Below are 25,621 nucleotides of genomic sequence, written 5' to 3' on the forward strand. Positions count from 1 at the left end.
TTCAAAAATTTTTGCTGAAGCGCATCCAACGTCTGTCGGCAGCGATTACCGCGAAATACTGTGTTTCACCGACCCCGGGTCGATCCCCGCACAATCAACTGCGCCGCAAAATCCAGCACCCGCAGCGGCTGGGTATCACCGCGCAGGCGCTTGAGCAGGCATTCGAAAGCGCTCGCGCCTATGGCCTCGGTGGGTTGGGCGAGGGCGGTGATGCCATTGCCCACCAGGGGATACCAATCCAGGTCATCGAGGGCGATCAGGCCGATCTGGTCGAACAGGGGGCAATCCAGTTCGCGCAGGGCCGTGGTGGCCGCCAGCGCAGCGACGCCGTTGGCGCAGAACAGGGCTTTGGGCCCCGGGCCCGGGGCGGCGAGGAAGTGCTTCAGGTGTTGAGTCAGGGCGCTGCCGGTTTCCAGCACCTGGCCGTGCAGGCCCGGGCGCTGGGCGATTTCGTTGTGGAAGCTGGCGACCCGCTCGATCCGCGAGCTGGTGCCGTCATGGGGTTCGCTGACCAGCACGATGTCGCGGTAACCGCGCTCCTGCAGGTGGCTGAGGGCCGCGTTGACGGCCGCGGGGTTATCCAGGCCCACCAGGTCGCTGTGCAATTGGTCGACCTTGCGGTCCACCAGGACCATGGGCATTTCCTGGTGCAGTTCGCGCAGTTGGTCCAGGTGGTGGCCGAGGGTGTTCACGATCAGGCCTTCGATGTTGTACGAACGCAGGTTGGCCAGATGCTGGCGTTCCTGTTCGTCATCGCGGTCGGTGTTGCACACCACCAGGCTGTAGCCGTGCTGGCGACAGGCGGTTTCCACGCCATGCATCACGGCAATCGAATAGGGGTTGCGGATATCGGCCACCAGCATGCCGATCAGGCGGGTGCGCCCGCGTTTCAGGCCGCGGGCCATCTGGTTCGGGCGGTAGCCCAGTTCCTCGATCGCCTGCTCGATGCGCAGGGCAATGGCATCGGAGAGCAGGGCGCGGTCGTCGCCGATAAAGCGCGAGACACTGGCCTTGGAGACTCCGGCGCGCTCGGCCACATCAAGCATGGTGACGCGGCTGCGCTGGGCGGCGGAAAAACTGTTCACGGGCAACGACCTTATTTTTTTGATTATTGGATTTCGCCAAGCTTGAACTTGCACTGAAACCGGTTTCAGGAAACAGCAAAGCGCAATCGGCGTCAAGTCCGATCCACCGCGGCATCTGACCAACGGCGGGCGCCGTGACTCAAGCCAACAGGCTCAGCCAGGCCGAAGCCAGCAACAGCAGGGCCATGCCCCGGTTGAAACGCTGCATGGCAATAGGCGAGCGCAGCACCTTGCTCGAACCGGCACCGAGCATGGCCCAGGCTCCCAGGCACGGCAGCGAGATCAGGAAAAACGCCAGGGACAGGTACAGCACATGGCTCTGGCGCTCGGCGCCTTCACCGGCGAATACGCTGACCACCGCCAGCGCCATCATCCAGGTCTTGGGGTTGACCAATTGCAGGCTGGCCCCCCCCAGCAGTCCCAGGCGGCGCGGGTTGCCGCTATCAGTTGTGGGGGCGAGGGCTGTGGCCGGTGCGCGGTAGATCTGCCAGGCCAGGTAGCTGAGCCAGAGGATGCCGATCCCTTGCATGGCGTGTTGCACCGCAGGCAGGCGAGTCAGGGACTGGCCGAAGCCGCTGCCCACCAGCAGCACGATAGTGGCCGCCGCGATGCCGGCACCGAGGATGATCGGCAACGCCGCCTTGAAGCCGTAGCGGGCGCTGTTGCTCAGCACCAGGATATTGGTCGGCCCGGGGGTGATGGAGGCGACGAAGGCAAACAGTAAAAACGGCAGCAGGGTGGGGAAAGACGACATGGCAGGCTAGCTCCGGGGAAGATCGAGACGCCATCTTCGCCAAGCAGCGCCTCAGGCGTCTGGAAGCTTTGTGCAGCGCTTGCGGTACAGCGCCGGGGTCAGGCCGTAGGCGCGGACGAACCAGCGCCCCATATGGCTCTGATCGGCAAACCCGAGGGCCATGGCCACCTCGGCGGTGGGTTCGCCACGGGCCAAGAGGCGCCGTGCCCGAGCCAGGCGCAACTGCACCAGGTAGGCGTGGGGCGGCAAGCCAAACGCCGCCTTGAACGCGCGGCTCAGGCGGAAACGGTCGACGCCGCAGGCCTGGCTCAGTTCATTGAGGCTGATGTCCAGCTGGCCGTGGGCATGCAGGTACTCCCGAGCACGGTGGGCCACCAGCGGCAGGCGCGGGTCATCGCGATAACGCTGGCGCCAGTGCAGGTGCCCGGTGAGTTGTTCGAGCAGTTGGTCGAGAGCGCTCTGGCGCACGATCCGCAGTTCCCCGCTGTGCAGACTGTGGAAGGCGTTGCAGGTGGCCTGGGCCAGGCGCGGGTCACTGGCCAGGGTGCTGGCGAAGCTCAGTTGACTGTCGGCCGGCGCCTCTTCGAACACTGCGCCGAGTTCGCGGGTCAGCCATTGCGGGTCGAGGTACAGCATGCGGTAGGTAAAGCCGCCGGCGCTGGGGGCCTCGCCGTCGTGCAACTCGCCGGGTTCAAGCAGGAATACCTTGCCCGGGGTGCTCTGGTGCCGCGCACGGCGGCAGTTGAACTGCTGCACCCCTTGCTCGGTCACGCCCACCAGGTAGCTGTCGTGCCAGTGTGGGTCGTAGGCATGGCCGGTGAAGTGCGCGCGCAGGGTTTCAATGCCGGTCTCGGCGTCCTGGGCCAGATCGATCCAGTTGTGCGCAGTCATGGGCGCTCCGCGAAAGGGTCAAGGTCGTCAGTTAGCGCCCGCCGCCCAGGGCGGGTCTAGAAGATTTGTGCGCGGTCAACTGAACAGCCCGGCGGCGATGTTGATCGAGAAGCCGAGGATCGCAGTGTTGAACAGAAAACCGATCAGCGACTGCGCCAGCACGATCTTGCGCAAGCCACGGGTGGCCACGCCGACGTCGGCGGTCTGCACCGCCACGCCGATGGTGAAAGAGAAGTACAGGAAGTCCCAGTAATTGGGGGTGGTCAGGTTTTCGGCGAAGCGCAGGGCCGGTTCCTTGCCATCCCAGGTGTAGTAGAGCCGCGCGTAGTGCACGCTGAAAATCATCCCGATCAACAGCCACGAGCCGACCACGGTCATGCCAGTAAAACCGTAGTGCAACAGGCGCCGGGTGCTTTCCAGGTCCTTGCTGCCGCTGAGCTCGAAGGTGATTGCCGCCAGGCTGGCCAGGGCGGCGATGCACACCATGAACAGCACCAGGCTGGCGTTTTCATCCTCGACTTCGGCGATGCGCTTCACATCGTCGGCCTTGGCCCGCACGGCGAGCCAGAACATCAGCACCAGGTAGCTCCAGACCCCGGCGTTCCAGCCGATGAGGATCTTGCTGATCACCGAGTCGGCCGGGGCCAGGATCCCGACCGCCAGCCCGATCAGGGCACCGGCGGTCAGGCGGGGGTGGGTGCGGACGATATGCGGCATGGCGACTCGCTGAGGGTGGCTGGGGGCTGGCGAACTCTAGCATGAACACCCCACGGCGCCCTCAAGGGCAAACCACGCTGGCCATCCGTAACACCACGTATCAGCCTGATAATCCTTGGCGTTCTCGAGGGCCAGCGCAGTCTGCGGCAGCGGCTACAGGCCAGATCCGGGGTTTGGATCACTCGGGGAGGCGAATAAGGCCGGGTTGCAGGCCGAACACTTCCACGCCTTCGGCGGTGGATTTGCCGGCGGTGACCGGCAAGCGCTGCACCGGTTGGTCCGGCCCCTGGCGGTATTCCACGCTCATGCCGTCGGGGCCGCGCTGGATCGCCGCGGGCGGCACGATAAACGCCTGGTCATTGCGGTAGGTGACGATCGTCAGGCGCGCACTCATGCCCAGGCGCACCCGTTGCAGCTGTTCGCGGGTCAGCTTGGGGATCGACAGGGTCACCGGAAACTGCGCGCTGCCTCCGGCGCTGTCGCCGGAGGTCGCCAGGCTGCTGACGATATCCACCGTGCCATTGAGGCGCTCACCGTCGAAACCGTCGCCGAGAATCTCCACGCTTTGCCCCGGGTGCAACTGGTTGATGTCCAGCTCCGAAACCTTGCTGACGATCTTCAACTGCTCGATGTTGGCCAGGCCGAACAACACTTGCCCCTGGTTGACCCGCGCACCGGCCTGAACCGGCCCCGAGGCCATGGCACTGGAATTTTGCCCGCCCGTCGAGCCCGGCGCCGGCACCACGATCCCGGCAAAGGGCGCCCGCACATTGCGCCCTTCAAGCAGGGTGCGCAGGGCCTGGTATTTCACGGTGGCGTTGGTCAGTTCCATTTCGGCGATCTGCAGGTACTCGCCTTTGCCCTGGGCCAGGGTCTGCTCCAGCTCGCCCTTGGCCGCCTGCAGGTCGAGGCGCTGGACCTGCAACTGCTGGTTCAGGTCGTCCAGTTCATTGCGCGCGACGATGCCACGACTGAACAGGTTCTGGCTGTCACTGAGCTTGCGTTCCGAGTTGCTCAGGGCCATTTCCGAGGTCCTGACCGCGCGCCGGGCGCGGGTCACTTGCTGGCTGCTGTCCCAGTCCTGCAGTTCCTGCACCGCGCGGCGCGCCTTGAGTTGGGTCGACAAGGCATCGCGCAACTGGATTTCCAGGAGTGCCGGGTCCATCTGCAACAAGGTCTGCCCAGCCTCGACCCGCTGCCCCTGTTCCACCAGGCTGGCCTGGACGTTGCCGTCAAAAGGCGCGGTGAGGGTGATGGTCTGCTGCGGCTCGATCTTGCCCACCAGGCCGATCTGATGGCTCAAGGGTTTTGGTTGCACGGCAATCCACTGCGCGCGGGCCGGCTGTTCGGCGACGGGTGCCTGATAGCGCAGCACGGCAAACCCGGCCACGCCCAGTACCAGCAACAGCGCGCCAACCTGCAACGTGCGCTTGTGACGGCGGATAACACCCGTCTTATCAATAGTCGTTGAGCGCAATGTCCCAGCTCTCCAAAGTCATGCCCAGGGTCAGATCCAGCTGGGTCTGGGCGTTCAGATAGGCAATCAGTGCATTCAGGCGGGCGTTTTCGGCGTTTCGCAGGTCGCCTTCGAAACTCAGCACCTGGAAGTTGCTGGAGCGTCCGGCGCTGAGTTTTTCCCGTTCGATGTCCAGTTTGCGCCGCGACAGATCCACTGCGCGCTGGGCGATCTCGTATTGCCGCCAGCGCGTGCCGAGGTCACGCACCACATCGTTGACGCTGCGCTCCAGGGCCTGGCGGGCATCGGCCAGCACCAGCTCCTGGTTTTCCACGTCGACCCGCGCATGGACCTCGGCCTGCCGGGTACTCAGATCGCCGATAGGAATCTGCACCTGGACCCCGGCATAGCTGTCCCAGCGGCGCCCGGAGCCGTTGCCGTTATCGTTGTCATAACGGTCGCTGATCTGGTTGGCCCCGGCGACCAGCGACACATCCCAGCGGCTCTGGTCCTTGGCGATCACCAGGTTGAGGTCGGCCTGCTGGCTGCCCAGCAGGGTGGACAAGTATTGCGGCTGCTGCACCTGGGCCAGGCGTAGGGCCTGGCCCTTGTCGATGCTGACTTTGCTGGCCTCCAGGGCCTCGCTGGCGCGAATCGGCGTGGACAGGTCCAGGGCCAGCAAGCGCAGCAGCGACAGGCGATTGATGTCCACCTGGTTCTGCGCCTCTTCCACCCCCAGTTCCTGGGTGGCAATGTCGGCCTCGGTTTGCACGATCTCGAATTCCGCCATGCGCCCGGCGCCAATCAACGCCTTGTTCACCTCCAGCAGGGCCGAGGCGCGCTTGAGAGCTTCCCGGGCAATGGCCAGTTGCTCCTGGGACCTGAGCAGTTCGCGGTAGGTGGTGATCACATCGGAAATGGTCTGGGCCACGCTGGACTTGAGGTTGAGGCGATTGGCCTGCTCCGAGATCCGCGCCAGGCGCAGCGGGGCGGTGGTCACGTCCCAGCCGGCACCGCGCAGCAGTGGCTGGATCACGGCCAGGTCCAGGCCATCGCTGCGATAGCGCCCGGCCCGGTCGGCGTTGTTCAGTTGCTGGGTCCAGGCCATGCTCAGGCGCGTGCCGTATTCACCCAGCAGGCTGGTGGTTGGCGCGACCGTGGCGTTGCGGCTGCGGTCGGCGGTGCCTTGGGCAGTGCGGTAGTTGCCATTGAGCAGCAGCTTGGGGTTGAAAGCGTCTTCAGCCACCCGCAGGTCGAACTTCTGTGCCACCCGCTGCAGGTAGGCGCTGCGAATCCCTCGGTTATTGCGCAACCCCAGGTACACCGCATCGCCCAGGGTCAGGTCGGTCATTTGCTGGCTCAGCAGCACACTGCGCGCCTGGGCGTTGCGCAATGAGGGCGCGGCGGCCTGGCTGGCCATGCTGGGCTCGGTGGCCGCGAGCAGGTGGGTGTTGAACAGGTAGAGGACGCAAACCATCCATGGGCGCCAGTCACTCATCGCGCAGGGCCTCCACCGGTTGCAGGCGAGACGCCGAGACGGCCGGATACAGACCGAAAAACAGCCCCACCAGCAAGGTACTGCCGACACCCAGGGGCAGGGCCGCCGCCGCCAGGGTGAATTGCCAGCCGGACAGCACCGCATAAATGGAAGCCGCCGCGACGCCCAGCACCGCCCCGCACAGCGCGCCGACGGCGGTCAGGGTCACGGCTTCCAGCAGGAATAGATTGCGGATATCCCGGCGGCGCGCGCCCAAGGCCATGCGAATGCCGATTTCCCGCCGGCGCTCGGACACGTTCATCAGCATCACATTCATCACGCCAACCCCGCCGCCAATCAGGGAAATTCCGCCCAGGGCCAACAGCAGGTAGCTGAAGGTGCGGCTCTGGCGGGTCATGCCGTCGATGATCTGTTGCGGCAGTTGCACGGCGATATCCCTGCCTCGCAGTTGCTGCTTCAAGGCCTGGGTCAGGTCTTCGGCGGCCTGGTTCATGTCCTGGCCCATGGCCGCCCGGGCGATCACATTGCTGATCTGCGGCGCGGGGTAGATGCGGCGCATGCCTTGCAGGGGGATGAAGATCGAATCATTGGCCTGGACCGGAACCATCAGCGACGCCGGTTGTTCCTGAAGGATGCCGATCACCAGGAACAGGTAGTCGTTGACCCTGAGCCGGTCGCCGAGGCGCAGCGGATCCCCGGGGGTACTCAAGGCCTGGGCGACCTTGTGCCCGACCACGGTGTAGGTCTCGCCCTGATCGAAGTCCGAAAGAAAGCGCCCCTCGCGCACATTGAAACGCATGGCCCCGGCCAGTTCTTCGGTACTGCCGACCAGTCCGGCGCCGGTGGAGCGGCCGTGGAAGATCAGCGGGCCGCTGGCCAGGGTCACGGGGGCGATAAACATCATGTTTGGCGCGTCCCGGTGCAGTTGCTCGACATCCAGCATCGGCGGCAGCGGTACACGGCTATCGGCAGCGCCGGGGAACTGCACAGACAGGGTATCGGTGCCCATGTCCTTGAAAATCGCCGCGGCTTCCTCGGCCGCGTTGTTGCCGATATTGATCAGCGCCACCACCGAGGAACTGCCGATGACGATGCCCAGCAGCGCCAGGATCGAGCGCTTCCCCAGGGTGCGCAGGCTGACAAAAGCCTCATGCAGCAATTGGCTGGCGCTTTGCTCGACCCTCAGGCTCATGCCGGGCACGCCCCCTGCACCACTCCGTTGTGCACGCGGATCTGCCGTTGCAGGCGGCGGGCGATGTGCGGGTCGTGGGTGACGATAATCAGCGTCACGTGACGCTCGCGGTTGAGCGACAACAACAACTCCATGATGTCCTGGGCGGTGTGGCTGTCGAGGTTGCCGGTGGGTTCGTCGGCGAGGATTACCGAGGGCTGGCCGACCAGTGCCCGGGCAATCGCCACCCGCTGCCGCTGGCCGCCGGAGAGGTCGGCGGGACGGTGTTCGGCGCGTTCTGCCAGGCCCACCTGGTCCAGTACGTGCATGGCCCGTTGCAGTGACTCGCGGCGCGCCACGCCGCGATAACTCAAGGGCAGGGCAACGTTGTCCAGGGCACTCAGGCGTGGCAGCAGGTTGAAGCTCTGGAACACAAAACCGATTTGTCGGTTGCGAATGGCCGCCAACTGGTCGGGGCTGGCGCGGAAAATGTCATGGCCGGCGAAGCGGTACTCGCCGCTGTCCGGCAGATCGAGCAGACCGAGGATATTGAGCAGGGTGCTTTTGCCGGAACCGGAGGCGCCGAGGATGGCGCAGCTTTCGCCGACCTCGATGGTCAGCGAGACGTCCTTGAGAATCTGCAGGTGCTGGTCTGCCAGCCGATAGCTCTTGCCGATGCCTTGCAGGGAGATGAAGCCTTCGTGAGCAATTGTGTCTGTCATTGCTTACCGCGCTGGCAGGCTGGGCGTCGCTGGGCGAATTCCCCAGGGCCGAGAAGGGCAGAGAGGGCATTGCACACAGGACCAGCACTGGTTTTATTTATTATTTTTAAAAATTTGTTTGAATAGTAGCTGTGATCCCAAGGCGACGCTAGCCGTCAAGCTCGGGGAATGGGGCAAATTTCTCCCGTGATTGCGTGACAATTTGAAACATTTTTTTCGCCCCGGTCGGTGCCAGACTGGCGAGTCGAAAAAAGCCCGGTTTAATCGGCGGCATCCGTCAAAGGCTTGCTTTAAAAGGGCCGCACGGGTATAAAAAATCAAATTTTTTTTTAAAACGCTGTTCGTACGGTCAGTTTTTTACCCCAGCAAAGGTCTACGCCATGGTCGCAAAGAAACTCAGTGCTCCAAATGTCACCAAGACCCGACTGCTGGAAGCGACGGAAGCATTGTTTATCAAGTTCGGCTATGACGCCGTGCTGCTGCGCCAGATCACCGAGCGGGCCAAGGTCAACCTGGCGGCGGTGAATTACCACTTCGGCGACAAGGACTCACTGATGACCGCGCTGCTGATGCAGCGCCTGGGGCCGCTGAATGACCAGCGCCTGGAACTGCTGGCCAAGTGCGAAGAACAGAGCGACGGTCCGCTGGACTGCGAAACTCTGCTCGGCGTGCTGTTCGCCCCGGCCATGGGCCTGGAGCGCAGTGATGAATCCGGCATTGAAGGGCGCTCGTTCATTCGTTTTCTCGGCCGGGTCTACAGCGACACATCGCCCTTTATCCAGGAATACCTCAAGGAACATTACCAGCCGGTATTCGAGCGCTTCTTCAAGGCGTTCGCCCTGGCATTGCCCGACTTGCCGCGCAATGAACTGGGGGTGCGCTTGCAGTTCGCCCTCAAGGCGATTTCCGGGGTCATGGCCGGTACCGAACTGCGCCTGCTGATGCAGGCCATGAGTCTCGGGCGTCCGGCCACCGATGCCGAGGTCATGGCCAAGCTGATCAGCCTGGTCTCCGCCGCCATCCGCGCGCCGATGCAGGACCCGGAGTCCGAGCAGGCTTTGGAAAAAGTCCTGAATACTCAAAGACTGATCCGTCAGCAAGGCAGCCACAGCGCCAGCTGAGCTGTGCGTTAACGCCAGGGGCCCATCATTCGATCGCCGAATGATGATTCAGAGCCAAGGATGGTTCTGCTAGCGTGCAGAAACCTTACGCCCCATGGACACCCATCGATGATTCCCTATCAAGCGCATCGACTCTCAGTCAACGGCATCGACCTGTGCGTGCAGGTCGCCGGCCCGCAGGACGGGCGCCCGGTCTGGCTGCTGCATGGCTTTCCCGAGTGTTGGTATTCCTGGCGCGAGCAGGTGGGGCCGCTGGTGGCGGCGGGTTACCGGGTATTTGTGCCGCAGATGCGTGGCTACGGTGCCAGCAGCGCACCGCAGGCGGTGGAGGCCTATGACCTGCTGACCCTGTGCGCCGACATTCAGGCGGCCATGGACGCCTTCGGCCATCGCCAGGTGTGCATGGTCGGCCACGATTGGGGCGCGGTGGTGGCCTGGTACCTGGCGCTGCTCGAACCGCAGCGGATACAGGCGCTGGTAACCCTCTCGGTGCCCTTCGCCGGCCGGGCCAAGCGCCCGGCGATCGAGGTCATGCGTGAAGTTTTCGCCGATCGCTTCAATTACATCCTGTATTTCCAGGAGCCTGGCGTAGCCGAGGCCGAACTGGATGCTGACATCGACGCCAGCCTGCGCCTGTTCATGGGCGATGCCGGGGCCTTGCTGCAGCCCCGTCCCGCGGATGCGCGGCTGTTCGATGGGGTGCAGATTCCCGAGGTATTGCCTCCCTGGTGCTCGGAGCAGGACTTCCAGGTCTATCGCCAGACCTTCGCCGAACACGGTTTTCGCGGGGCCTTGAACTGGTACCGCAATTTCGAGCGCAACTGGCAGCGCAGCGAGTTCCTCAGTGGGGCCAAGGTCCAGCAACCGACCCTGTTTCTGATCGGTGACCGCGACCCGGTCGGGGTCCTGGAAGCGCACACCCTCAAGCGTATGCCTGACAGCGTGCCGCACCTGGAGCAGCACCTGTTGGCTGATTGCGGGCACTGGATCCAGAGCGAGCAGGCGCCCGAGGTGAATCGCCTGCTCCTGGGCTTTTTGCAGCGCGCCTACGCCTGAAGCAATGGAGCCCGGCTTGGGCTTTCCTGGGGTGCCTCGTGCAGCTTCAGGGTGCGCTGGAACAGGCCGGCTACGCTGGCCTGGTGGCTGATGGCGATGACCAGGGTCTGGGGCAACGCTCGGCGCAGCAGTTGCAGCAACTGACAGGCGCTGGCGTCGTCCAATTGATTGGTGGCCTCATCCAGGTACAGCGTGTCCGGTGCGTTCAACAACGCCCGAGCCAGACCCAGGCGCTGTTGTTCACCCCCGGACAGCTCACGACTCCACTCGGCTTCCTCGCCCAGGCGCGACTCCAGTTGTGCCAGCCCAACCTGACGCAGCACCTCGACCAGATGCTGATCCTCAGGCCAATGGGTCGCCGGGTAAGCCAGCAACTGACGCAGGGGCAGGGTCGGCAGGTACGGCTGTTGCGGCAGCAGCAGGCTGCTGCCCTCGGGTAATTGCCAGGCACCCGTGTAGTAGGGCCACAGCCCTTGCAAGGTACGCAGCAGGGTGGACTTGCCCAGGCCGCTGCGACCGTGGATGCGTAACCACTCGCCCGGCCCGGCACTGATATTGAGCACCTCAAGCAAGGGCTGGCCATCGGCGCGGCGCACTCGCAGTTGTTGCAGTTGCAGTGTCGCGGCGCGTTCGATCTGCGGCACCTGGCGCCGAGTGGCGTCGATGGCCTGCTGGAACTGCCCGAGGCGCTCCACCGTGGCACTCCAGATGGCCAACCGCACATAGGCGTCGATAAACCAGCTGAGGGACCCCTGCACTGCACTGAAGGCACTGCGGATCTGCATCAGCCCGCCCAGGGTGATGGTCTTGGCCAGGAACGCCGGCAAGGCGGCGAACACAGGAATGATCAGGCTGACGCGGTTGTAGCTGACGGTGAAGAAACCCAGCTTGCGCCCGCGATCCATCAGCTTCCACCAGTTCTGTGCAATGCCTTCGAAGCGCTCGGCCAATTGCCGCTGCTCGGCCGCTTCGCCGTGATACAGGGCGATCTGTTCGGCATGGTCGCGCTTGCGCAGCAGGCTGGCGCGAAAATCCGCTTCGCGCCGCTGGCGCTCGTAGTTCAACGGCTGCAGTGGTCGGCCGATCAGGTGGGTCAGAGCGGTCCCGAGCAGGGTGTAGATCACGGCAATCCATAGCAGGTAGCCGTGCACGGTCATCGGGCAGCCGAGGATCTCGACATTCAGCACACCGGAAAGGTTCCAGAGGATGGTGGCGAACGCCGCGACCTGGGCCATGTTGATGATGAACGACACCAGCAGCTCGACACTGCGCTCCACCAGCATTTCCACGTCTTCCGCGATGCGCTGGTCGGGGTTGTCCGGCTCGCCGTTGAACCCCAGGCGGTAGTAGGCCTGGCCTTCGAACCAGGCGCTGATGGTGCTCTGGGTCATGGCCTGGCGCCAGCGCAGCACCAGGGCTTTGCGCAGCCAGTCCATGTACACCACGATCAGCACATAGGCCGTGATATACATCGCGTACTGCCCCATCAAGGCATACAGCGCCTCGGTCTTGAACTCGCCGAGGGTGTCGTAGAAGGTCTTGCTCCAAGCGTTGATCAAGACGTTGATCTTGACGATCAGCAGGCCCATGCCAATCACGCTGGCCAGCAGCAGCCATGACTGCCATTGCCGGCGGTCGCGCCAGTAGGGACTGGCCAGGGCGTAGAAGGTTCTGAGGGTTTTCATCGTGCGCCGTCCTCGATCGCCGGGGCTGGCAGCAACCGCAGTTGCACCAGGTTCTGCGGGTTGAACAGGCGTTTTGCCAGGGGCTTGAGGGCGGCGCTGTGGATGGCCCGGGGCAAGTCGTGTTGCTGACTCAGGTAGCGCGGGTCGCCCCATTGACGTTCGCTGAGCACCAGCCGATGCAGTTGGGTCTCAGGGTCGGTGCGGCGTAGCGCTTCCTGGGTCTGCAACTGCTTGCGCGCCTTGGCCACGCTGGCGACGTCGATGCTGTCGGGCAGGTTGGCCAGGGTGCGTCGGGCCAGGCCCCAGAGTTCTTCTACTCGGGCCGGGTCACTGCTGAAACTCAGTTGGCTCTCGATCCGCTGGTTCTGCGGGTTGAGTTCACTGTCGAAGTTCAGCCGATAGACCCCGGACGCCTCGCCGCGCAGTTGCTGTTTCAAGGCACTGCGCGCCAGTTCCCTGAGCACCGCGACCCGTGCGGCGTCCTCGGGGGTCCAGGTTTGTTCGCTGTAGCTGGCAGCCTGCAACAGCGCTCGCGGTTCAAGGCCGATATGGAGTTCGCGCTGGCGTTGCCCGGGAGCCTGCCGGACCCGCTGCGTGGACAACGCCGGGCCCCGGGGAATACTTGCCAACTGGTTTTCCACCAGGGGTTGCAGCCGTTGTGCGTCGACATCTGCCATCAGGTAATAGGTCACCGGCGCCCGGCGCAGGCGCTGCCAATCGGCCTCCAGCTGGGTCGTCTGCAATGTACGGAGTTGCTCCGGGGTGGGTGTTTGCCAGTGATCCTCGCCGTATTGCAGTTGGCGCAGGGTCTGGTCCTGCTGCTCTCGCACATTGTCTCGGGCGCGGGCCAGGCGGCCGAGCATGTCGGCCCGGGTCTTGTCGAAGTCCTGGCGGTCGATCTGCAACGGGCCCTGGCTCAGGCGATAAGCCTGCAATAAGCCTTCGAGGTTGGGCGCCGGCTCGGCAGGCGTGGCCGAGGGCAGGGTGCTGAGCTTGAGTTGCAGGCGCTGCGCTTGCTGGTCAAGGGATAGGCTTACCCGTTGCTCCTTGCGCCAGCGCTGCAACTGCGGCTCGCTCCAGCCCGGGGGCGCGCTCTGGCTCGCCAGTTGCGCGGCCATCTGGTTGCGCCAGCCGAGGCTGCCGAGGGCCATGAACCCGGCGCTGGATTCTGCCAGCAGTACCTGTTGCTCCTGCTTGCCGTTGCGTTTGAGCCATACCAGCCGATCGCCATTGCTCAACTGCCAGTGCTCGACCTGTTGCGCGGCGAACCCTTGGCGTTCGAGCACCCGGCCGGGCGCCAGGGCGACGGGCAGCGGTGGAGGCGTGGTGTCGACCAGGGGCGCGGCGCTGGCGGTGGACGGTGCGTCCAGGCTGCTGTTGGCGATTTCCAGGCGCAACGCCTGCACCTGATCCACCGTTGGCAGGGTCAGCGGCGTGAGCCCCGGCGCGCTGAGTTGCAGCACCTGGTCCGGGCTGTCGGACCAACGTTTGAAACGCTGGTTGAGCTCGGCCAGGGTGATGCCGTCGAGCGCGGCCAGGTGCAGGCGGGCGATTTCGGCCTTGGGCAGCAACGGACGGTTTTGCAGGGTCGCATCATTCAAGTCGTTGACCCACTGCTCGAAGGTCCGGGGGCTGGGTTGGTCGAGCATGCGCCGGGCGATGCCACGAATGGCCTGCTGTTCACGGCTCAGGTCCGACGGCTGAAAGCCATGGCGGCGCAAGCGTTCGATCTCGGTGAGCAACTGGCGCAGTGCCTGGGGATGAGCATCCCCTTCAACGCCGGCGGCCAGCCCCAGAACGCTCGAGTACTCGCCGATCTGGCTTTTCTGCACGGTCAGGCTGCGCACGCCGGGCACCTGGGGTTGCTGGCGCAACTGGGTAAGCAGCGCGGACAAGGTCAGGCGGTCGATCAGGCGTTCACGCAGGCCGGCCTGGGTGTTGGCGCGGCTGGTGGCTTCGTGCAGGCGAAACAACAGCGCCACCTGATTGCCGCCGCTCTGGCTGTCTTGCAACTGGACGATTTTCAACCGCGGGTCGAGTGGCAATTCGCGTTGATCACGAGTGGCCAGCGCCTGGCTCGGGGCCTGTCCCAGCCATTGCTGGATAAGCCCGGGCAGAGCCTGCGGGTCGATATCGCCGACAATCGACAGCACCATGTTGCCCGGCACGTACCAGCGTTGTTGATAAGCCTTGAGCTGCTCGACGGTGGCCGCACGAATCGCTGCTTCATTGCCAATGGTGCGATGGGCCGGGTAACGCGAACCGATCCGCTGCGAAGCGGTGCGCTGCTGGTTCATGCGCTGGGCCACGCCGAGGCCACCTCGCCACTCTTCGACCACGATCGGCCGCTCGCGCTCCAGGTCGGCAGCACTGTAGTTGGCGGCGAACATCAGGATCGCCAGCGCCTGCAGGGCCTGTTCGGTCTGTTTCGCGCCGGCCGCCGGGCTCAGCAGGTATTGGGTGCGGTCGTAATTGGTCACTGCGTTGTAATGGAGGCCCTGGACCCAGCCCCATTGCTCCATCTGCTGGCGCACGGTGCGAGACTCAGGCCCCTGGCTGTAGAAATTCAAGTGTTCCACCAGGTGCGCCACGCCCACCTGATCGTCGGTTTCATCCACTGAACCGGCCTTGACCGTTAACCGCACATCGATGCGGCCGACCTGGCTGGCCTCCCGCAGCAACCGGTATTCCAGGCCATTGGCCAGTTGGCCGCGCACCACCTGGGCGTCCCAGGGCAGGGCAGGGCTTGAGCCGGACAGGCTGGCACAGGCACTCAACAGCAACGGGCCCAGCAGGCTCGCAATTATTTTTCTCATCAGGTTTTCTCAAAAAGGCTTTGGCGTGGGCGAATCAGAAGCGGTAGCCGACCTCAAGCCAGTACTGGCGGCCGGTCTCGTAGGTGGTGCGGCCCCGGGAGGAGCTGACAATCGAGTTCACCTGGTCGGCGACGTTGGTCACGTCCACCGCGACGAACAGTGCCTGGTCCTTTGCGGTGGGCAGTTCCCAGTCCAGGCGCATGTCCCAGGTCGGGGCGGCATCGACCCGAGCGGTCTCGTAGACCGGCACCGGCTGATTGTTGACGGTCACTTCCCGGCCGGTGGTGATGATCTGGTTGTAGGCGCCGCGGTAGCGCAGGAAGTTGCTCCAGGTCAGGTGCAACTGCGGGATCTCGGTGATGGTGGTCATGCGTCCGGTCCAGGGGCGGTTGAAGTCGGCGGCCGGCAAGTCGCTGTACTTGATCAGGTTGCCATCGAACATCACGTCGTCATCGGCCAGTTCACTGGCGTTGAAGCCTTCCTCGTAGGTGCTGTAGGAATCCTGGGTACGGGACCAGTCGAAGGCCAGTTGCAGGCTGGTGCTGCTGCCGAGCAGCTTCAGCTCGCGCAGGGGGGTGATGCTCAGGGTGATGTTGTCGCTGACGCTGGACCCGGCGTTGACATAGGTGAAGTACTCAGTGGCGTAGTTGGCATCCGCATCCAGGCCCTGGGCCCGCGCGGTGGCACGGGCGATCTTGTCCTTGCCCATGCGCCGCACGTACTTCAGGCGAAAATCGGTGTCCAGCCAGCGTTGGTCGAGGCCCAAGGTCAGTTCATCGTCGTAGGGGATGTCCAGGCTGCTGAATTTGCTGGTGCTGCGCTGCGGGCGCGCAACCCAGTTGGCAGTCTGCGAGCTGCGGGTGTAGGTGGTGTTGAGCGCACCCCGACCATCGGCCAGGCGATATTTGTAGATGTTGCGCCCGTAGTAGCGGTTGGCACCGAAGATCAGCACCGTGCTGCGGTCGCCGAAGAAGTCGTAATCACCGGAGAAGCGCGGAGCGATGCTCTTTTTCTCCATGTAGTCGTCGCCTTCAAAGCGCAGGCCCGGACGCAGGGTCAGCTTGCCCCAGGTGGCCTTGTCCTGGAGGAACAGGGCGTACTTGTTTTCCGTCAGCTCGATCTTGCCCGCGGCATAGGTCAGACGCGTGATCGCATATTGGCGGGTAAAACCACCTGGCATCGGGCTCACCGAGCACAGCGGGTCGCTGCCGGCACAGCTGGTGCCGGCGTCGCGGCGAAAAGCCGTGGCCGCGGTGGCGTCATCCGGACGTTCCCAGGTTGCGACCTCATGGCTCAGATCAATACCGGCGCTCAGGTTGTGCTCCATTTCCCCGAGTTGCATGGGGAACCAGTCGACCTTCACCGCGTAGTCGAGGCCGCGCTGGCTCTGGTTGATCGAGCCGTAGGTCCCTTCGGCGCTGCGCGGGTTGCTGCCGGTGGGGTTGCCCCAGTTCTTGTCCTGGGAGTAGTACCAGTTGATGTAGTCGTTGGATTCCGCGTCCCGAGAGCTGTTGAGGTTGGTCAGCGCCAGCTTGTGGGTCCAGGTGGCGTCGTCGGCTTGCCAGGTCGCCTTGAATGCGCCCTGGTAGCCACCGCTCTTGTTGAGGAACCCGGCGTCCTGGCGGTTGGCCACGAAGTAGTAGTTTTCCTGCGGCGCATAGGTCAGCGAGCCGTCGAGGCTCAACTGATCGTTGACGTTCCAGTAGGTCTTGACCAGGTAGTTATCGATACGCCGGGTCTGGTCCCTGGTGTTGTCCTGGGTCGAACTGTTGTAGCCACCGTCATACGCGTTGAGCGGAATGGTCGCGCGCTTTTGCGAGAAGTTGAGCATGGCGCCGAAGTTCTCGGTCAGGTGGCCTTCGAGGGTGCCGCGTACCGTGGTCTTCTCGAACTTGGGCTGGTGCTGCTCGTCGGACGCGGTGTCGAAGGCGCTCTCGTCGCTTTCGCTGAGGTGATAGCGGGTCCATTGCGAACGGGTCATGGAGGTCGAGATTTTGCCGTGCAGTTCTTCGGTGGGTTTGCGGGTGATGGCATCGACCACACCGCCGTTGAAGCCGCCGAATTCCGCCGGCACGTTGCTGTCGTAGACCCGCAGTTCCTGCAGCAGGTCGGCGTCCAGGGCAATGCCGTGGGAGCGGCTGGGGGACGAGTCGAACTGGCGGATCGCGTTGTAATCGTGCTCGCCGGGGTCGAGGTCGTTATTGATCGAGACGCCGTCGATCATGAAGTTGTTCTGGTAGTACTTGGCGCCGTTGATGCTGATGTCCGCCGGGTCGATTTCCCCGGCAGTGTTGGAGTTTTGCTGGCTGTTGTTGAACTGCACGCTGGGGTGCATGCGCAACAGGGTGGTGATATCGCCGTTGGCGCCGGGGAAGGCCTGGATCGCCTTGCGATCGATCACCGTCTGCCCCTGGAAACTGTTCTCCGGCGGGTTGCCGAGCACGACCGTGCCTTGCAGTTCCAGCGGCGCATCGAAGGCCTGCTTGTCGCTGCGCTGGAACACCAGGCTGCCGTACTCGTAGCGCCAGCCAATGCCGCTGCCCTGGAGCAGGCGATCGAGGGCTTGTTCGCTGCTCATCTGGCCTTGCACCGGCTGCCCGTAGAGGTTGGTCAGCAGCGCGGGGTCGACGGTGACCTGGAGGCCGCTTTGCTGGCCGAAACTGATCAACGCGGCGGCCAGGCTCTGTACCGAAAGATCGAAGGTGTGACGGGTTTGCAGGATCGGCTCGCGCGCTTGCGTGGCGTCAGTGGCCTGGACAGGCTGGCTGCTGATCACCCAGCACAGACTGAGTGCGCCCAGTTGGCTGGCGTTGGTCAGATGGTTGCGCAGCGCCGTGGCCAAGCGCCGCGACGGCTGAATATTCGGTGTCATCCCGCGTCCCCGTACGGGCCTGAGCCCGCAAATCATTGAATGAGAATTGATCTCAATGTTTGTGCGAAGCAAAGGACGGGACAGCCCGAAGAATTTTCAGAAAAAAACCAAAATAATTTTCAGGTTGTGCAAATCAATGGAAAAAAGCACCGCAAGACCGGCACTGATGACCTCCCTGATTGGTAGCCGCTGCCCAGCCCGCCAGGCTGCGCTTGCCCTAACAGATACCGTGAAAATTCAGGCAGATCTGCGGCGCCCTTCAAGGCCACCGCAGCCTTGTGGGCTCGGCAGCGGCTACGGTTATTGCGCTTTGGATAACAGCAGCAGGTAAGGCGTCCAGCTCTCGAGTCGACCGCCATAGGGTTGGACCATGGCACGCAGCGCGGCCTGCGGGTTGGCGATGTCGTAGACCCCGGTGATGCGCCGATCCGCCAGTTGTGGATCACGCAGCACCACGGTTCCGGGCAAGTAGCGGCGCAACTGATCGACCATATCCCCAAGCCGGGCGTTGTCTGCCACCAACTGGCCGTTGCGCCAGGCCGTCATGCGTTGCGGCGGCAGGTTCTGTATCAGGGCCTGACCGCTCGCGCGGTCGAACTGCAATTGCTGGCCCAGGGTCAGGCTCGGGCTCAACAGCTGTTGCGACGCCCCCCGGCTGACCTTGACCGAGCCATGCAGCACCGCCACCGCGATGCTGCGTGAGGCCAGGTCGACGTTGAATGCGGTGCCGGTGACCGTGACCTCAAGCTCCTGGGCCTGGACATGAAAGGGTTTGCTCGGATCAGGCTTGACCTCGAAGAAGGCCTGCCCCGACAGCAGGCGCACATCGCGGCGCGTCTCGGAAAAGTCCACGGCGATGGCACTGCCGCTGTCGAGCACCACCTGACTGCCGTCGGGTAATTGCAGTTCGCGACGTTCGTTTTGCGCGGTCTGGTAATCCGCTTGCAGCGTCAGGTTCAGGCGCGGGCCCAGGCCCAGCACCAGGCAGGCTGCCAGCGCACTGCCGATGGCCCAACCCAGGACCCGGCGCCGCCGTGGCCGTGATGGCGGGCTGGCCGCAGGTGTCACCGGCGCCGCGACGGACGGGGGCACCACCGGCCATTTGGCTGCGGTGCTTGGGGCCAGTTGCCCGGTCAGGCGCCAGATGCGCTCGGCCTTGCGCAGGGCTTCGGGATTTTCCGGGTCGGCCGCCTGCCACGCGCTGAACGCCGCTTGCAGGCGGGCGTCATCCGGGGCCTGGCGCGTACGCAGCAGCCAATCCAGGGCGACGTCCATGCGGGCTTGGCGAGGATCGGCTTGCGGCATGTCCGGCACGGCTCCAGAGCTGAAAAAGGGCGCAAAGGGTCGCACAGGATATGGACCCTGAGCAAAAGACGTTTGGCCGCCGGTTTTTTTCAGAGGCGGTTGCATGGCGCTGGCGCGGGGCTCAGTCATGATCGCGCTCGAGCCTTGCAGCGCAGTAGCTGAGCGCCTGGTGCACCAACTGATGCGTCAGCCCCAGTGAGATGCCCATGGCCGTGGCCACCTGCTGCAGTGTGTAGCCGCCCAGGCGATGCATCTCAAAGGCGATCCGTGTGCGCTCCGGCAATTGGGCCAGGGCCTCCATCACCTGTTGCAGCTCATCGCAACTGGCGGTTTCCTGCTCGGGGGAGGCCGCACCGGACGGCAGCTCGGCCAGCACCGCATCACTGTCGGGCTGGCGTTTCTCGGTGGCCATGCTGCGGGTCAGGTCCAGTGCCAGGTTGCGCACGATGCGGTAGAGGTAGCCCACCGGGTTGTTGATGGACAGGTTCGGCTGGTCGCGGCCGTTGAAGCGCAGCCAGGCTTCCTGCACCACATCCTCGGCGCGGGAACGACAGCCGACGATAGGGGCGGCGTAGTCCACAAGGGCGGAACGATGGGACAGATACAGGTTGAGTTTGTCAGGTGACGCATCCACGAACGCATGTGCTCAATCGCGCGGGTAGGTGCGACATGTCCTGCCCCAGAGCCGCGAATGCTACCTGTTTTCGATAATCATTATCAATTGTGAGTTGTGCCGTTGCCGTGCCATCGGCTGCAAATCCCGTCGCCCAACCCACATCAACGAATGAAGCGCTTCCGTTGGCCGATTTCCCGCACCGCTTCAACCAGCGTTGCTACCGCAGGCGTGTTCTGCTCGGCGAAGGCATAGAAGCGGGCCTGGCTCATGGCTCCCAGGCCGTGCTCGGAGCCCAATTGCTGGAGCCCGTCCAGCCGTTGGCTGCGGGCAATGGGTGTCACCGCAAAACCCGCCAGGGCGGCGGCGATACAGCCGGCCATGCTGCTGCTTTCAAAGGCCACTCGCCAGGGCCGCAATGGCAGCCTCGCGGTACACGCAAGGTTCGGGAAACACCGCCAGCGGCAGGCTGGCGTCCGGTGGCAGTTTGAGCGTGCTGCTGGAGGCCCAGACCAGCGGCTCCTCTCAAAGTAATTCGCCTTCGTCATCACCCCGCGCGCATTGCTTGCCGAACACCAGGTCCAGTTGACCCAGGCGTTTGTGCTGCAGCAACTCGCTGGTGATGCCCACCTTGAGCTCGGTGCTGGCGCGGGGATGGGCGCGGTTGAACGACTGCAACACGTGTGGCAGCCAGGTGCTGGCGAAGTCCCTAGCGGTCGCTATGAACGCCAGGTACTGCCGGGGGTGGGGCATTTTCCACAGCGCGAAGCCGGGCCGGCCGTGGCCGAGGCGATTCTGCGCTTTATCAGCCACTGAGTCGCCAGGTCCGTGTCACCCCTTCAACCCAACACCTCGCGCAAGCGGTGCCAGAGCATGCCCAATGCCAGCAGCGGCGCGCGCAAGGCCGGGCCACCGGGGAAGGTCATATGCGGCACGGCACTGAAGATATCCACGCCCTGGCTGTGGCCGGCATGGATGGCCTCGGCCAGCAGCCTGGCGGTCCAGTGGGTGACGTTGAGGCCGTGGCCGGAATAGCCCTGGGCATAAAACACGTTCGGGTACTGCGCCAGGCGCCCGACCTGGGGGAAGCGATTGGCGGTGATACCGATCTTGCCGCCCCATTGATAATCGATGCGCACCCTGGCCAGTTGCGGAAACACCTTGAGCATCTTCGGCCGCATGTACGCCGCAATATCGGCCGGATCGCGCCCTGAATAATGACAGGCACCGCCGAACAGCAGGCGGCGGTCGGCGGACAGCCGGTAATAATCGAGGCCGACCTTCTGGTCGCACAGCGCCAGGTTCTGCGGGATCAACTGCTGCGCCAAGGCCTCGTCCAGTGGCTCGGTGGCGATGATGTAGCTGCCGGCCGGCAGCACCTTGCCGCTCAGGCGTGGTTCCAGGTCATCCAGATGGGCATTGCAGGCCAGCACCAGATTGGCGGCGCGCACCGTGCCCTGGGCGCAACGGATTTTCACGGATTCGCCGTGCAGCAGTTGCAGCGCCGGGCTGTTCTCGAAGATCCGCACCCCCAGGGATTCGGCCAGGCGAGCTTCGCCCAGCACCAGGTCGAGCGGGTGCAGATGCCCCGAGCCCATGTCCACCAGGCCACCGGCATACACCGACGAACCCACCACCTGGCCCATGTCCGCGGCACCGACGATGCGTGTCGCGTGGGCATAGCCCATGGCCGCCAGGCTGTCCTGCTCGGCCTGGAAGGCGGCGAACTGCGCCGGGGTGTTGGCCAATTCGCAAAACCCCCAGCGCAGGTCGCAGTCGATGCCGTGTTCGCCGACCCGTTGCCGCACCAGATCCACCGAGTCGATGCCGGCCCGATTCAGGTAGTTGACTCCCTCTTCGCCGACGTAGCGCGCAAAGCCGCTGACGTCATGGCCGATACCGCGAATCAGCTGGCCGCCATTGCGCCCGCTGGCGCCCCAACCGATCCGCTGGCCCTCGAGCAGGATCACCGACAACCCGCGCTGGGCCAGTTCGATGGCGGTGTTGACCCCGGTAAAGCCGCCGCCGATGACGCAGACGTCGGCCTCCAGGTCCTCATTCAGCACCGGGTAGCCGGCCAAGGCCCTGGCCGAGGCCGCGTAATAGGAGCGGGCGTGCTCGGCAGGCGCCGCCCTGGTGTTTGGCTGATTCATTTGTTGGACTTCACTTTGCTCCAGGACCGGGTCATCAGACGCATGATGGCCGGCGGCTGGGTACTGGAGATGTAGAGCTTGTCCAGCACCTCCTGGGGTGGGTAAACCTCGGGGTTATTCACCAGTTCGGGGTCCATGTACTGCTTCGACGCCGGGTTGGGGTTGGCATAACCGACCGAGGCACTGACCTTGGCGATCACCTGCGGGTCCAGCAGGTAGTTGATAAAGGCGTGGGCCTCCTTGACATTGCCGGCATCGGCGGGGATGGCCAGCAGGTCAAACCACAGGTTGCTGCCTTCCTTGGGGATCGAGTAAGCGACATTCACCCCGTTTTTCGCCTCTTTGGCCCGGTTCGCCGCCTGGAACACATCCCCCGAATAACCGAAGGCCAGGCAGATATTGCCGTTGGCCAGGTCGGACACGTACTTGGAGGAGTGGAAGTAGGTGATATACGGGCGGATCGCCAGCAGCTTGGCTTCAGCTTTCTTGTAGTCCTCGGGGTTTTCGCTGCGTGGGTCCAGGCCCAGGTAGTTGAGCACCGCCGGGAACACTTCATCGGGCGAGTCCATCATCGACACGCCGCACTGGCTGAGCTTTTTCAGGTTCTCGGGTTCGAAAAACACCGCCCACGAATCGATATGGTCGATCCCCAGCACCTGCTTGACCTTGTCGACGTTGTAGCCGATGCCGTTGGTGCCCCAGAGGTAGGGCACCGAGTGCTGGTTGCCGGGGTCGTTCTTCTCCAGCAGGGCCAGCAGTTTCGGGTCCAGGTTCGACCAGTTCGGCAGTTGTGCGCGATCCAGCTTGAGGAAAGCCCCGGCCTTGATCTGGCGCGCCAGGAAGTGGTTCGACGGCACCACCACGTCATACCCGGTGCGCCCGGCCAGCAACTTGCCCTCCAGGGTCTCGTTGGAGTCGAAGACGTCGTAGATCACCTTGATTGCGGTTTTTGCCTGGAAGTCGGCGAGGGTGGTCTCGCCGATGTAGTCGGTCCAGTTGTACACGCTGACGCTCGGCTGAGCCTGGGCGCCGGCGCTGCACAGCAACGCCAGGGCCACGGGAACCACGGATTTCAATAGACGCATGTCGACACCTCTTCGAGTTGTTGTTCGATCGTGATGCAAAGCCCGCTATCAGACGCTGAGCAGCAGGAATTCCCGTTCCCAGGAGCTGATCACACGCTTGAAGTTCTCATGTTCGGCGCGCTTGACCGCGACATAGCCCTGGACGAATTTACGCCCCAGGTACTGCTCGATGGTCGGGCAGCTCTCCATGTGCGCCAGGGCATCTTCAATGGTGATCGGCAGGCGCAGGTTACGCCGCTCATAGGCCCGGCCCTGGACCGGAGCGCTGGGCTCGATGCCCTCTACCATGCCCAGGTAGCCGCACAGCAGGCTGGCGGCAATCGCCAGGTAAGGGTTGGCGTCGGCTCCCGGCAAGCGGTTTTCGACACGCATGGCCTCCGGGGTGGACGTCGGTACCCGCAGGCCGACGGTGCGGTTTTCCTCGCCCCACTCGACGTTGACCGGGGCCGAGGTGTCCGGCAGGAAACGACGGAACGAATTGACGTTGGGTGCGAACATCGGCAGCACCTTCGGGATGTACTTCTGCAAGCCGCCGATATGGTGCAGGAACAACGGGCTCATCCGGCCCTGGTCGTCGGCGAAGATCGGCTTGCCGGTGGCGATGTCCACCACACTCTGGTGCAGGTGCATGGCGCTGCCCGGTTCGTCGGCCACCGGCTTGGCCATGAAGGTCGCGGTGACATTGTGCTTGAGCGCCGCCTCGCGCAGGGTGCGCTTGAACACGGTGATCTGGTCGGCCAGGTCCAGGGCATCGCCGTGGCGGAAGTTGATTTCCATCTGCGCCGGGCCATCTTCGTGGATCAACGTATCGAGGTCCAGGCCCTGGGCTTCGCACCAGTCATAGACGTCTTCGAACAGCGGGTCGAATTCGTTGGCAGCGTCGATGGAGAACGACTGCCGCCCGCTTTCGGCACGACCGGAACGGCCCAGGGGGGCCTTGAGCGGCAGGTCCGGGTCTTCGCAGCGCTGGGTCAGGTAAAACTCCATCTCTGGCGCAACGATCGGCTGCCAGCCCTTGTCGGTGTAGAGCTGCAGGACCTTTTTCAGCACATTGCGCGGTGACAGTTCGATCGGGTTGCCGAGCTTGTCGAAGGTATCGTGGATGACGATCGCCGTCGGCTCGATCGCCCACGGCACCACATAGGTCGCCGCGGCGTCGGGGCGGCAGACCATGTCGATGTCGGCCGGGTCGAGGAGGGCGTAGTAGATGTCGTCGTCGACAAAATCCCCGGTTACCGTTTGCAACAGCACACTTTCCGGAAGGCGCATCCCGCGCTCGTTCAGGAACTTGTTGGTCGGTGCGATCTTGCCGCGGGCAATACCGGTCAGGTCGCTGACCACGCACTCTACTTCGGTAATCTTGTGATCTTTCAGCCAAGTGGACAGCTGATCGAAAGGGGCATTCATAAAAACCTCGGGGGTGGGTTGATTCGGCGCCAGGGGCTCCGGCAAGGCTTCCCCTGCAGCGCGTTGACGACTATCTTGGTCGACGCTCAAGGTTCCATCTATCCACTTTAAGCAGAACCAAAACGCACCAAACGAGTGCGTAAGGTCCCCCCGATGACAACGTGCAACGCCTTGCAAGTCCAAGCATTCAACTCCGCCGACGTGGCTGAACAAATCCGTGCCACACCCGGTTGGGTCCAGCATTACCAGCAGATGTCACCCGGGCATTTCGCCGGCCAGGTGCGCTACCTCGACCTGCAGGGGGTGGAGATCTACGAGGAATGCATGAACACCCGGGTCGAGCAGAACTTCTGCGCGCCACCGGGGGCACTGGCGTTCTGTTTCGATCGCAGCGACAACGCGCTGTACGTGCTCAATGGCGAAAGCCGCAACATCTGGATCACCCCGGAGAACTACCAGGAAGTGGCGGTGGTGTTCGGTGCCGAGTTCGTCCAGCGCCATGGCCTGAGTGTCGAGCGCCTGGAAGGGTTGTTCATGGCGCCACTCAACTCGGGGCAGAACGCGCTGTTCAGTCGCTGGCTCAGCGGCACTTTGACCCGCCTGTCCCAGACCTTCGATCCGCCGAGCAGGGAAGCCCTGACCCAGCAACTGCTCGAAGACTGCCTGTACATCCTCGACAACGCCTGCGTGCGTCTGGAGCGCGGCGCCATGCAGCGGCGTGCCGAGGAGCGTTCGATCATGAAACGGGTCGCGGAATGGGCCGCCGATGTGCCCGAAGAGACCCTCAACCTGCTGGAACTGTCCGAGGTTGCCGGGGTTTCCCTGCGTCAGCTGCAACACACCTTCAAGACCTACACCGGCATGGCGCCAAGCCAGTGGCTGCGCTTGCGGCGGCTCAACAGCGCGCACCGCGAACTGCTTGGTCGCAGCGCTGCGGACACCACCGTGGCCGAGGTCGCGATGCACTGGTCGTTCTGGCACCTGGGCCGGTTTTCCAGCAGCTACCGGGCCTTGTTCAAGGAGCTACCGAGCGAGACCTTGAAGCGTCGGCCTGGGGCACGCTGAAAAAATCGCCAGGGCTTATGGATTTTGGCCCATTTAAACTTCGGTTTCGACGAGTTATAGGACTGGTCTGATTTAGATCCTTTGAACTTAGGTTATATGCTCCGGCTCCCCGACTAAGCGGGGCGTTGTATCCCCATCTGGATGCATTA

The 25,621-nt window shown here is 63.8% G+C and carries 19 protein-coding genes and 2 pseudogenes; 4 read left to right on the top strand and 17 right to left on the bottom strand.

Features of this window, described 5'->3' with window-relative positions:
* Positions 1 to 65 precede the first annotated feature (65 nt).
* The 8 genes from ACOZJV_RS02765 to ACOZJV_RS02800 all read right to left on the bottom strand — a co-directional run bounded on the left by ACOZJV_RS02765 (position 66) and on the right by ACOZJV_RS02800 (position 8,294).
* Positions 66 to 1,085: a LacI family DNA-binding transcriptional regulator gene (locus ACOZJV_RS02765; RefSeq protein WP_421546758.1), complete on the bottom strand. Its 1,020-nt coding sequence runs from the start codon at positions 1,083 to 1,085 to the stop codon at positions 66 to 68.
* A 139-nt stretch (positions 1,086 to 1,224) separates the two neighbouring features.
* Positions 1,225 to 1,839, bottom strand: coding sequence for a LysE family translocator (locus ACOZJV_RS02770; RefSeq protein ID WP_421546759.1), 615 nt, complete (start codon positions 1,837 to 1,839; stop codon positions 1,225 to 1,227).
* A 51-nt stretch (positions 1,840 to 1,890) separates the two neighbouring features.
* Positions 1,891 to 2,730 carry an AraC family transcriptional regulator gene (locus ACOZJV_RS02775; RefSeq protein ID WP_421546760.1) on the bottom strand — a complete coding sequence of 280 codons (840 nt, stop codon included), beginning with the start codon at positions 2,728 to 2,730 and terminating at the stop codon, positions 1,891 to 1,893.
* Positions 2,731 to 2,805: 75 nt separating this feature from the next.
* Complete coding sequence (locus tag ACOZJV_RS02780; protein WP_421546761.1) at positions 2,806 to 3,447, bottom strand: DUF1345 domain-containing protein; 642 nt, start codon at positions 3,445 to 3,447, stop codon at positions 2,806 to 2,808.
* Positions 3,448 to 3,625: 178 nt separating this feature from the next.
* Positions 3,626 to 4,891 carry an efflux RND transporter periplasmic adaptor subunit gene (locus ACOZJV_RS02785; protein WP_421547572.1) on the bottom strand — a complete coding sequence of 422 codons (1,266 nt, stop codon included), beginning with the start codon at positions 4,889 to 4,891 and terminating at the stop codon, positions 3,626 to 3,628.
* A 13-nt stretch (positions 4,892 to 4,904) separates the two neighbouring features.
* Entirely contained in the window at positions 4,905 to 6,323 is a 1,419-nt protein-coding gene (locus ACOZJV_RS02790; protein ID WP_242487515.1) for a TolC family protein, read from the bottom strand.
* Between the two features lie 70 nt (positions 6,324 to 6,393).
* Complete coding sequence (locus ACOZJV_RS02795; RefSeq protein WP_078472963.1) at positions 6,394 to 7,593, bottom strand: ABC transporter permease; 1,200 nt, start codon at positions 7,591 to 7,593, stop codon at positions 6,394 to 6,396.
* Positions 7,590 to 8,294 (bottom strand): ABC transporter ATP-binding protein, encoded by a 705-nt coding sequence (locus ACOZJV_RS02800; protein WP_421546762.1) that lies wholly within the window; start codon positions 8,292 to 8,294, stop codon positions 7,590 to 7,592. The genes ACOZJV_RS02795 and ACOZJV_RS02800 overlap by 4 nt, the downstream gene beginning before the upstream one ends.
* Positions 8,295 to 8,674: 380 nt before the next feature.
* On the opposite strand from ACOZJV_RS02800, the gene ACOZJV_RS02805 reads away from it, so the two are divergent.
* Positions 8,675 to 9,415 carry a TetR/AcrR family transcriptional regulator gene (locus tag ACOZJV_RS02805; RefSeq protein ID WP_020294609.1) on the top strand — a complete coding sequence of 247 codons (741 nt, stop codon included), beginning with the start codon at positions 8,675 to 8,677 and terminating at the stop codon, positions 9,413 to 9,415.
* A 108-nt stretch (positions 9,416 to 9,523) separates the two neighbouring features.
* The gene (locus tag ACOZJV_RS02810; protein WP_421546763.1) at positions 9,524 to 10,471 is read left to right on the top strand and encodes an alpha/beta fold hydrolase; all 948 of its coding nucleotides are present in this window, start codon (positions 9,524 to 9,526) and stop codon (positions 10,469 to 10,471) included.
* Here ACOZJV_RS02810 and ACOZJV_RS02815 read toward each other — a convergent pair.
* The 6 genes and pseudogenes from ACOZJV_RS02815 to ACOZJV_RS02840 form a co-directional block, all read right to left on the bottom strand.
* A complete protein-coding gene (locus ACOZJV_RS02815) occupies positions 10,462 to 12,156 on the bottom strand; it encodes an ABC transporter ATP-binding protein/permease (protein WP_421546764.1) in 1,695 nt (564 codons plus the stop codon). The two genes, ACOZJV_RS02810 and ACOZJV_RS02815, sit on opposite strands and share 10 nt — an antisense overlap.
* The gene (locus ACOZJV_RS02820; RefSeq protein WP_421546765.1) at positions 12,153 to 14,972 is read right to left on the bottom strand and encodes a M16 family metallopeptidase; all 2,820 of its coding nucleotides are present in this window, start codon (positions 14,970 to 14,972) and stop codon (positions 12,153 to 12,155) included. The genes ACOZJV_RS02815 and ACOZJV_RS02820 overlap by 4 nt, the downstream gene beginning before the upstream one ends.
* A gap of 34 nt (positions 14,973 to 15,006) precedes the next feature.
* The gene (locus ACOZJV_RS02825) at positions 15,007 to 17,844 is read right to left on the bottom strand and encodes a TonB-dependent receptor plug domain-containing protein (protein WP_421546766.1); all 2,838 of its coding nucleotides are present in this window, start codon (positions 17,842 to 17,844) and stop codon (positions 15,007 to 15,009) included.
* A 300-nt stretch (positions 17,845 to 18,144) separates the two neighbouring features.
* The gene (locus tag ACOZJV_RS02830) at positions 18,145 to 19,149 is read right to left on the bottom strand and encodes a FecR family protein (protein ID WP_421546767.1); all 1,005 of its coding nucleotides are present in this window, start codon (positions 19,147 to 19,149) and stop codon (positions 18,145 to 18,147) included.
* 121 nt (positions 19,150 to 19,270) lie between these two features.
* Positions 19,271 to 19,783, bottom strand: coding sequence for a sigma-70 family RNA polymerase sigma factor (locus ACOZJV_RS02835; RefSeq protein ID WP_421546768.1), 513 nt, complete (start codon positions 19,781 to 19,783; stop codon positions 19,271 to 19,273).
* A gap of 143 nt (positions 19,784 to 19,926) precedes the next feature.
* A pseudogene (locus tag ACOZJV_RS02840) lies at positions 19,927 to 20,485 on the bottom strand (LysR substrate-binding domain-containing protein); the annotation flags it as partial.
* On the opposite strand from ACOZJV_RS02840, the pseudogene ACOZJV_RS02845 reads away from it, so the two are divergent.
* Positions 20,474 to 20,578 (top strand): annotated as a pseudogene (locus ACOZJV_RS02845) (alpha/beta hydrolase); the annotation flags it as partial. The pseudogenes ACOZJV_RS02840 and ACOZJV_RS02845 overlap by 12 nt on opposite strands.
* 23 nt (positions 20,579 to 20,601) lie before the next feature.
* Here the strand turns inward: ACOZJV_RS02845 and ACOZJV_RS02850 are convergent.
* The 3 genes from ACOZJV_RS02850 to ACOZJV_RS02860 are packed head-to-tail and all read right to left on the bottom strand — an operon-like array spanning position 20,602 to position 24,407.
* Positions 20,602 to 21,915 carry an NAD(P)/FAD-dependent oxidoreductase gene (locus tag ACOZJV_RS02850; protein WP_421546769.1) on the bottom strand — a complete coding sequence of 438 codons (1,314 nt, stop codon included), beginning with the start codon at positions 21,913 to 21,915 and terminating at the stop codon, positions 20,602 to 20,604.
* A complete protein-coding gene (locus ACOZJV_RS02855; protein WP_078472944.1) occupies positions 21,912 to 23,000 on the bottom strand; it encodes a polyamine ABC transporter substrate-binding protein in 1,089 nt (362 codons plus the stop codon). Before ACOZJV_RS02855 ends, ACOZJV_RS02850 begins: the two co-directional genes overlap by 4 nt.
* A 48-nt stretch (positions 23,001 to 23,048) precedes the next feature.
* Positions 23,049 to 24,407 carry a glutamine synthetase family protein gene (locus ACOZJV_RS02860; RefSeq protein ID WP_020294605.1) on the bottom strand — a complete coding sequence of 453 codons (1,359 nt, stop codon included), beginning with the start codon at positions 24,405 to 24,407 and terminating at the stop codon, positions 23,049 to 23,051.
* A gap of 153 nt (positions 24,408 to 24,560) precedes the next feature.
* On the opposite strand from ACOZJV_RS02860, the gene ACOZJV_RS02865 reads away from it, so the two are divergent.
* Complete coding sequence (locus tag ACOZJV_RS02865) at positions 24,561 to 25,472, top strand: helix-turn-helix domain-containing protein (RefSeq protein ID WP_201130991.1); 912 nt, start codon at positions 24,561 to 24,563, stop codon at positions 25,470 to 25,472.
* Positions 25,473 to 25,621: the final 149 nt, after the last annotated feature.

It is taken from the genome of Pseudomonas sp. QD4, assembly GCF_049199125.1.
In the GTDB taxonomy this organism is placed as follows: Bacteria; Pseudomonadota; Gammaproteobacteria; order Pseudomonadales; family Pseudomonadaceae; genus Aquipseudomonas.

Coding starts and splice junctions, on each gene's coding strand:
- ACOZJV_RS02770 (WP_421546759.1), bottom strand. CDS start 1,839: ATGTCGTCTTTCCCCACCCTGCTGCCGTTTTTACTGTTTGCCTTCGTC.
- ACOZJV_RS02775 (WP_421546760.1), bottom strand. CDS start 2,730: ATGACTGCGCACAACTGGATCGATCTGGCCCAGGACGCCGAGACCGGC.
- ACOZJV_RS02780 (WP_421546761.1), bottom strand. CDS start 3,447: ATGCCGCATATCGTCCGCACCCACCCCCGCCTGACCGCCGGTGCCCTG.
- ACOZJV_RS02790 (WP_242487515.1), bottom strand. CDS start 6,323: ATGGCCAGCCAGGCCGCCGCGCCCTCATTGCGCAACGCCCAGGCGCGC.
- ACOZJV_RS02795 (WP_078472963.1), bottom strand. CDS start 7,593: ATGAGCCTGAGGGTCGAGCAAAGCGCCAGCCAATTGCTGCATGAGGCT.
- ACOZJV_RS02800 (WP_421546762.1), bottom strand. CDS start 8,294: ATGACAGACACAATTGCTCACGAAGGCTTCATCTCCCTGCAAGGCATC.
- ACOZJV_RS02805 (WP_020294609.1), top strand. CDS start 8,675: ATGGTCGCAAAGAAACTCAGTGCTCCAAATGTCACCAAGACCCGACTG.
- ACOZJV_RS02810 (WP_421546763.1), top strand. CDS start 9,524: ATGATTCCCTATCAAGCGCATCGACTCTCAGTCAACGGCATCGACCTG.
- ACOZJV_RS02815 (WP_421546764.1), bottom strand. CDS start 12,156: ATGAAAACCCTCAGAACCTTCTACGCCCTGGCCAGTCCCTACTGGCGC.
- ACOZJV_RS02820 (WP_421546765.1), bottom strand. CDS start 14,972: ATGAGAAAAATAATTGCGAGCCTGCTGGGCCCGTTGCTGTTGAGTGCC.
- ACOZJV_RS02825 (WP_421546766.1), bottom strand. CDS start 17,844: ATGACACCGAATATTCAGCCGTCGCGGCGCTTGGCCACGGCGCTGCGC.
- ACOZJV_RS02830 (WP_421546767.1), bottom strand. CDS start 19,149: ATGCCGCAAGCCGATCCTCGCCAAGCCCGCATGGACGTCGCCCTGGAT.
- ACOZJV_RS02850 (WP_421546769.1), bottom strand. CDS start 21,915: ATGAATCAGCCAAACACCAGGGCGGCGCCTGCCGAGCACGCCCGCTCC.
- ACOZJV_RS02855 (WP_078472944.1), bottom strand. CDS start 23,000: ATGCGTCTATTGAAATCCGTGGTTCCCGTGGCCCTGGCGTTGCTGTGC.
- ACOZJV_RS02860 (WP_020294605.1), bottom strand. CDS start 24,407: ATGAATGCCCCTTTCGATCAGCTGTCCACTTGGCTGAAAGATCACAAG.
- ACOZJV_RS02865 (WP_201130991.1), top strand. CDS start 24,561: ATGACAACGTGCAACGCCTTGCAAGTCCAAGCATTCAACTCCGCCGAC.